The following is a 6,987-nucleotide window of genomic DNA, read 5'->3' on the forward strand; positions in this document are numbered from 1 at the left end:
TCTAAAATACAAAATACAAATATGTTATAGGGAATCATTCCTGAATTTTTCAAATGCTAATCTAAGATAATGATGTAGGAGCTTATCATGGCGGTTATTCTTCAAGTCGATTTCACTTCTTAAGACCCATTTGGCGAAAGCATGAGCCAAGTGTACCGTGAACTTGCAGAAAGCATTTATCTGGAATTCGGCATGCTTTGGAAAATTTGGACATAGAACAGTCAAACGCAGGAAGCAGGCGGAATCTATCTATTTGATAATGTGACCAATGCTGAACGCTATTTAAAAATGCAAAACGCACGTTTAGAAAGTTTTGGCTTAAAGAATATATGGCAAGATTTTTGAGGTAAATGCAGCCCTGTCTGCCATTAACCAAGCTGACTTTTTAAGTCGCTAATTTTTTTAAATAGTTCATCTAGATTGAAAAATAAAAAGGCGTGTGTCTTGAATGATGAATTAAAAAAAGCAGTTCAAGAAAATCCTGAGCCAATTAAAGACTCAGGATTTTTGAAATCTTGTATAGCCAAAATAAGCGTTAAGTTAGATGCAGCACTTATTGTGTACGAATCACTTCAAGCACCGATTGTTGCACAGGCACTTCTTGATGATCTTGCAAATATATATGAACGACTTTAAAAATAACGGCTGCCGCTAAACATGCCAAAATACAGAATAACCAGAAACTATAAGGGCTACGAATATTGTGTGAACCACAGGTACCACATTCTTTTTCTGATGACTCCACCACCCGATTGCAACATGCGCAACGATACTGATGATACAGCATAGGTATTATCCTACTTCATTGTAATTCTTGTTTTTATTGTTACACCATCTACCGTGATGCAGTGTAATTTTGTTTAAGCCGCTGTGACACTTTGTAGCCTACATTTTTTAGATGATTTAGCCGACACAATTGCTTCTAAATTAGCATGTCAAACTTCTGCGCTTCACGCAAATCGTATTTTTGAATAAACAGTCACTTTATCCATCTAAAATAGGTATGCCGTGCTAAAATTCTGCATACTCGATCATCTAAAATTTAGACTCAAACTTGGCTTTCAGCGCATATTTTTATCACACGGAGTAAGTTAAAGTGGTGCAACTCATCAAAAAAGGCGGTTTGCGAGAGCGTGCTAACCGAAGCCGTAAATACCAAGGATCAGAAAATACTGAAGCAACTTTGCGATCAAACCGGACTTATCAACCTAATCATTTAGATAAAACTGAAATCACGAATGCAACCGAAATGCGGAATGAAAAATCGTCAAAATTGGCTTTAGACAACATCAAATCATTTGATTAATTGGCATCAAAACTTATTTTTAAAACATACGCAGCGCATCTAACCACAACCACACAGCAAACAATAAAAATAATGTACCCGATACCATATCAATATAACTACCTGAACGCTGATATAACTTTTTCATTTTTGGTGTAGAAAGCAGCAACATAAATAGTGTAAATGTCACAAAAGTTTGAATTGGAATAATCACTGCCAATTGAGCTTTTAAAGATGCGCTTGCCGATGAACTCAGCGCCAAAGCAAATACACTACTAAAATAAATTAAGGTTTTCGGATTAGATAAATTGGTGAATAAACCCAATAAAAAGTAATTTTTTGCGGTTGGAATTTGCACTTGAGCATCATCAAATTGCTTGCGCTGCTGCCAACTATGCCAACCACCCGACAGCATGCCCCATCCCATTTTGGCAAGAAATAAACCGCCAATCAGCATTAAGACTTGATGAATCCAAGGAAATTGCTGCACCAAAACCGTAAAACCCAATAGGGTCAGCACTACCCACACCACAATCCCAGATGAAATACCCGCAATAATCTGCAAGGTCTTACGACGGGTATTGCTGGCTGCACTTTTGGCAATTAATAAAACATCGGGGCCTGGACTAAGCTGTGCCACAAAATGCAGTGCACAAATGGTGAATAACAAAGACATAAATAGATCAGGAGAATTGAAAGTCCGATTATACCTTGTGCAGCAGGAGAATAAGTAAAGCTTTAAATAGGCCTCTCAATATTAAAATATTCACGTATATGTTCACAAAAAAACACCCATAAAAAAACCGAATCAGCGCGATTCGGTTTTGTATCAAGTATCATTAATACTATTTAGGGGGATTGACATCTTTCATTTCAATTTTTTTCGCATCGGGGGTAATTTCACGTGCTTCACCATCAATAACACTAGAATCACGACCACCGTTTTGCTGATTTTGCATGTCTTGCATTTGGCGCATTAAATCTGCAAATGGGTTTTGACCTGCTCCGCCCATGCCATTCATATCTCCCATCATGCCACCCATCATTTGATCCATCATGGCTTGCTGACGTTTCATCATGGCTTTCATCATTGCCGCTTTAAAGGCATTTTGTACGGCAGGAATCATCACCAGCAATGCTAGAACATCACTAATTAATCCTGGAATCATCAATAAAAAACCCGCAAAAATTTTAGGTAAATTATTGCTCAACGCAGGATCTGCACCTATCTGCCCCATTTGCATTTGCTGCATTTGTGGCATCACACCTGCAGAATATTTACGAATCAGGTTCAAACCAATGAAGAAAGCAGCGACAAACCAAAAGAACACGTACCACATGCTCCCCACAAGGTCGCCCACACCAATCCAGACGAAGACTTCAAGAACTAAGCCAATTAGAACAATAAGAAATAATTTCATGAAAATTAATCTAATCTCAATAAAATAAATAAAATGCAGTAACCAAGTGCTTCATCGGGATCAAGCTTTTTTGATTCGCTGTTGTTTCAATATGGGCATTATTGTATTTTTAAAGGTTCGGTCTGTCATTAATATTTTCATCATCAGCCAATAACAGACTTAATATGTCTATATATTTGAACGATAAAGATAAAAATATTCGGCTTAAGCCAATAATACCCTCAACCCAATAAACACCGATGCTGCGATATAACTGCTCGGTATTAGGCTGATCGCATCGGCCTGTAAACGACAACGCTGCATTACCTCTGCAGGTACTAAACGCAATACCAACATAATGCCAAATGGCACTAAAATCAGATCATCCAAATAGCCCCAAACAGGTATAAAAATCTGGAATCAAGTCAATGGGAGAAATGGCATAAGCAGCTACCTACAAGGCCAAAAGCTTTGCCATGAAAGGCGTTTCAGGATCACGGGTTACAAACCAAACCGCATAAACATCTCGTTTAATTTGCTTCGCCCTCTGTTTTAGCCTATTAATCCGCTTCATGGCCGCTCTCATTTGCTACCGTATATAAAATATACGCCTCAAAACTTAAATAAAATGAAGTTCAAATTAAAAATATAGCGAGTGATACATTCTAATTGTTTAAACGGCATCTTACTGACCAAATGTTTGAAATTACTCCACACAAAAGAGATTTAAACTCCTATAATTCAACTTGATATAATTTTTAAGGCTTGGCATGTCACTTATTATTGGAATCGACCCTGGTTCTCGTCTAACGGGCTACGGCATTATTGAACGTGATGGTGCTAAATTACGTTTTGTAGATGCAGGAACCATTCGCACCGAAACCAGTGAAATGCCTGAACGCTTAAAACGAATTTTTGCAGGGATTGAACGGATTGTGAAATTTCACGGTCCGACTGAAGCTGCAGTTGAACAAGTGTTTATGGCGCAAAACCCAGACTCCGCGCTGAAATTGGGACAGGCACGTGGTGCTGCGATTGCCGCTTTGGTGAATTTAGATTTACAAGTGGCGGAATATACCGCACGCCAAATTAAACAATCTGTCGTGGGTTATGGCGCTGCCGATAAAGAACAAGTACAAATGATGGTCATGAAATTATTAAATCTATCCATCAAACCACAACAAGATGCTGCCGATGCTTTGGCTGCTGCAATTTGTCATGCTCACGCATCGGGTAGCATGACCAAATTAGCTGTGCTCAATGCCTTGGGCGGTATGGCACGTGGACGTAGTCGCTCAAATTCCAGACGTCGCTAAATCAGCGTCGTCATCGCTTATATTTTACTGATTTACAACCTTATAAATCGCTTGGCTCATGTGCTGTGCCTGCAAACCGCGCATGCCTTGTTCTGCCAACATATCCCCTGCCAAGGCATGTAACATGACAATTTCATGTAATTGAACTTGATGGTGAAACTGGGCTTTTAAACTGGCGATCACACCTGCCAACACATCGCCCATACCACCTGTCCCCATGCCCGGATTGCCTGCTGTACAAATCCATAATGAACTTGCTTGCGGTCCGGTTGATCCAGCCTGCAAAGTCAAACTACCTGAACCTTTTAACACCCATTCACCTGCATAGCGTTGCTGCAATTGCTGAATCGCAGCAATACGGTCTGCTTCAATGGCTGCCACTGTAGTATTCAGCAAGGTCGCAGCCTCACCTGAATGTGGTGTAGCATAACTGTTCGGTTTTAATTGAGCTGGATGATTTGATAAGTGCGCTTGCTTCGCCATAAACCATAAGGCATCGGCATCGTAAACTACTTCTACCTCGGACTGATTGAGTGCAGCAAACCAGTCTGCATAATGCTGTTCTGCCCAAGCATCTCGTCCTAGTCCCATCCCTAAACTCACCGCATCGACTTGTGAGATGAGGTGTTGAATTTCTACGTCAGTCAGTGTATCTATATCCCGCAACATTAAATTTGGCGCACGGCTTAAAATCGCCACATGATGTCTGGCATGACACACCACCGTTACTTTCCCCGCACCTGCGCTCGATGCGGCTTCTGCAGCCATCATTACAGCACCCCCCATTTGCGCATGTCCACCCACAATCAGCACATGCCCATAACTGCCTTTGTGCCCAAAAGCCTGCCGTGCGGGTAGTTGAATCGTAGGTGGAGTGAGTTGTGCCAAAGCTTTGAGTTCTGCATCGGCAGGAATCAAATCTAGTACATCGACCAGCCCCGTGTACTCTTGTGCTTGCCCTGTAAATAGGCCTGCTTTCAAACCTAAGGCTGTAAAGGTGTAATCGGCTTTAATCGCGCATGGCAATGGCTGGCCCGTATTAGCATTTAAACCGCTTGGAATATCGACCGCAATTTTTAAACCCGCTTGTTGATTAATTGCGTGAATAATCGACTGCCACTCATCATTTAAAGGACGATCTAAACCAATACCAAATAATGCATCAATGTAGCAGTCATAGTTTTGTTGGAATGCAAAACCTTGCATTATATTGACTTGCTCTGCCTCGGCTTCTAAAAAAGCTTGATGTAAATCTGCCGATATACCGCGCGTTGTAGCATAAATATCGACTTGAAAACCTGCTTGTTTTAAATATTTTGCAGTTAAATAACCATCACCCGCGTTATTACCTTGTCCGCAACACACGGCAATTTTTTGTATTGTAGATGGCTGTGCCGCAAAAATTTTGCGAAGTTGTAAATGCAGTGTCCACGCCACTTGCTGCATTAAACCGTAAGAACTGTTTTGGCAAGCAAACCAGCGCTGCTCCCACGCTTGAATACTTTGGCTATGATAAACAGGGCTATGGTACACTTGCTGAGGCATTTTCTTCCCTTCTATTTTGTTATGGCAACATCCACCACTTCAGCACAAATTTCTCTGTATCAAGACGATCCAGTCGCCTTGAAAGCGTGGATTAAAGCGCAAGCTGTGGCGCTTGGTTTTGCTGATTGTGTCATTGCCAAACCAGATGCTCAAGCAGAATTAGCACGTTTTCAGGAATATTTAAAACGTGGCTATCATGGCGATATGAAGTTTCTGGAAGAAAATTTAGACAAACGTGCCAACCCTACACTGTTAGTCCCGAATACCAAAAGTATTATTTGTGTGCGGATGAATTATTTGGTGGAAACACCACGTCCAAGACATATTCCCGATGCGCCTAATTCTGCCATTATTGCCCGTTATGCACGTGGACGTGATTATCATAAAGTCTTGCGCGGACGCCTAAAAACCCTTGCGACTCGGATTCGTGAAAAAGTAGGAGAGTTTGAATCACGCCCCTTTGCTGACTCTGCCCCGATTTTTGAAAAGTCGTTGGCAGAAAGTGCAGGCATGGGTTGGACAGGCAAACACACCTTACTGATTCATCAAAAATCTGGGTCTTTTTTTGTATTGGGTGAGCTGTTTACTTCACTAGATTTACCTTTTGATGCACCTGCAACATCGCATTGCGGTTCTTGCACAGCCTGCATCGACATTTGCCCAACACAGGCCATTGTTGAACCTTATATGTTAGATGCGCGTAAATGTATCGCTTATTTGACCATTGAATATCAGGGTATCATTCCTGAAGAATTACGCCGTGGCATTGGTAATCGGGTGTTTGGTTGTGATGATTGCCAACTGATTTGCCCGTGGAATAGCTTTGCCAAAGTCACCACGGTGGATGATTTTTATCCTCGACATGCCTTAGATCAGGTCAGCTTACTAGATTTATGGCAATGGGATGAAAGTATGTTTTTAGCCAAAACTGAAGGTAGTCCATTGCGTCGTACAGGCTATCAAAGTTTTATGCGTAATATTGCAATCGGGCTTGGAAATGCCCCATTTTCAGCACAGATTTTGCAAACTTTGCAGCAAATGCGAGTACAGCATGATGAAATTGTGCAAATCCATATTGATTGGGCAATTCAGGAACAATTGCTTAAACAGCCTAAATTTTAAACAAAAATAACACCCAAAATAGTGCGATATTTTGACTGCAGGTTACTTGCCAATTTATGAAATTAACTGAATTTTAGTGACCAATTCATTACAAAATAAAAATCCATAAAAATTAATTTTGTAGCGAAACAGCAGTAAAATTGCTTAAGTTTGCGACTAAATCGACTGCATGATTTTGTTTCCATTCTATGGGATATTTGCCATGAAATTGGGAGATTATGCCTTTCTGATTCAAACAATTTGTGTATGATACAGACTATGAATAACAGGGATGATGGACTTTTACTTATGTCAGTACGCAATGATTGGACTCGAGAAG

General features: G+C 40.7%; 8 protein-coding genes and 1 pseudogene. 4 read left to right on the forward strand and 5 right to left on the reverse strand.

The window, feature by feature from the left end:
- The first annotated feature begins 141 nt into the window (after nt 1-141).
- A pseudogene (locus B2W49_RS06890) lies at nt 142-345 on the forward strand (YdhR family protein).
- A gap of 208 nt (nt 346-553) precedes the next feature.
- On the opposite strand, the gene B2W49_RS06895 reads toward B2W49_RS06890, so the two are convergent.
- Nucleotides 554-784 (reverse strand): hypothetical protein, encoded by a 231-nt coding sequence (locus B2W49_RS06895; protein WP_414630585.1) that lies wholly within the window; start codon nt 782-784, stop codon nt 554-556.
- A 312-nt stretch (nt 785-1,096) separates the two neighbouring features.
- On the opposite strand from B2W49_RS06895, the gene B2W49_RS06900 reads away from it, so the two are divergent.
- The gene (locus B2W49_RS06900) at nt 1,097-1,306 is read left to right on the forward strand and encodes a hypothetical protein (protein ID WP_291337674.1); all 210 of its coding nucleotides are present in this window, start codon (nt 1,097-1,099) and stop codon (nt 1,304-1,306) included.
- 19 nt (nt 1,307-1,325) lie between these two features.
- Here B2W49_RS06900 and B2W49_RS06905 read toward each other — a convergent pair whose 3' ends face one another.
- The 3 genes from B2W49_RS06905 to B2W49_RS06915 form a co-directional block, all read right to left on the reverse strand.
- Nucleotides 1,326-1,961, reverse strand: coding sequence for a LysE family transporter (locus tag B2W49_RS06905; protein ID WP_291337676.1), 636 nt, complete (start codon nt 1,959-1,961; stop codon nt 1,326-1,328).
- A gap of 169 nt (nt 1,962-2,130) precedes the next feature.
- Nucleotides 2,131-2,706 carry an FxsA family protein gene (locus tag B2W49_RS06910; protein ID WP_291337678.1) on the reverse strand — a complete coding sequence of 192 codons (576 nt, stop codon included), beginning with the start codon at nt 2,704-2,706 and terminating at the stop codon, nt 2,131-2,133.
- 204 nt (nt 2,707-2,910) lie between these two features.
- Complete coding sequence (locus tag B2W49_RS06915; protein ID WP_291337680.1) at nt 2,911-3,075, reverse strand: hypothetical protein; 165 nt, start codon at nt 3,073-3,075, stop codon at nt 2,911-2,913.
- A gap of 380 nt (nt 3,076-3,455) precedes the next feature.
- On the opposite strand from B2W49_RS06915, the gene ruvC reads away from it, so the two are divergent.
- Nucleotides 3,456-4,001 carry a crossover junction endodeoxyribonuclease RuvC gene (ruvC, locus tag B2W49_RS06920; protein ID WP_291337683.1) on the forward strand — a complete coding sequence of 182 codons (546 nt, stop codon included), beginning with the start codon at nt 3,456-3,458 and terminating at the stop codon, nt 3,999-4,001.
- A 24-nt stretch (nt 4,002-4,025) separates the two neighbouring features.
- Here the strand turns inward: ruvC and B2W49_RS06925 are convergent, their stop codons facing one another.
- Nucleotides 4,026-5,546: an NAD(P)H-hydrate dehydratase gene (locus B2W49_RS06925; RefSeq protein ID WP_291337685.1), complete on the reverse strand. Its 1,521-nt coding sequence runs from the start codon at nt 5,544-5,546 to the stop codon at nt 4,026-4,028.
- A gap of 21 nt (nt 5,547-5,567) precedes the next feature.
- On the opposite strand from B2W49_RS06925, the gene queG reads away from it, so the two are divergent.
- Nucleotides 5,568-6,668 carry a tRNA epoxyqueuosine(34) reductase QueG gene (gene queG / locus B2W49_RS06930; RefSeq protein WP_291337686.1) on the forward strand — a complete coding sequence of 367 codons (1,101 nt, stop codon included), beginning with the start codon at nt 5,568-5,570 and terminating at the stop codon, nt 6,666-6,668.
- Nucleotides 6,669-6,987: the final 319 nt, after the last annotated feature.

This window comes from Acinetobacter sp. UBA801 (genome assembly GCA_002296655.1).
Lineage (GTDB): Bacteria > Pseudomonadota > Gammaproteobacteria > Pseudomonadales > Moraxellaceae > Acinetobacter.

Bases quoted from the DNA above. Each gene is read 5' to 3' on its own strand.
- B2W49_RS06905 (WP_291337676.1), bottom strand. From the start codon at position 1,961: ATGTCTTTGTTATTCACCATTTGTGCACTGCATTTTGTGGCACAGCTT.
- B2W49_RS06910 (WP_291337678.1), bottom strand. From the start codon at position 2,706: ATGAAATTATTTCTTATTGTTCTAATTGGCTTAGTTCTTGAAGTCTTC.
- ruvC (WP_291337683.1), top strand. From the start codon at position 3,456: ATGTCACTTATTATTGGAATCGACCCTGGTTCTCGTCTAACGGGCTAC.
- B2W49_RS06925 (WP_291337685.1), bottom strand. From the start codon at position 5,546: ATGCCTCAGCAAGTGTACCATAGCCCTGTTTATCATAGCCAAAGTATT.
- queG (WP_291337686.1), top strand. From the start codon at position 5,568: ATGGCAACATCCACCACTTCAGCACAAATTTCTCTGTATCAAGACGAT.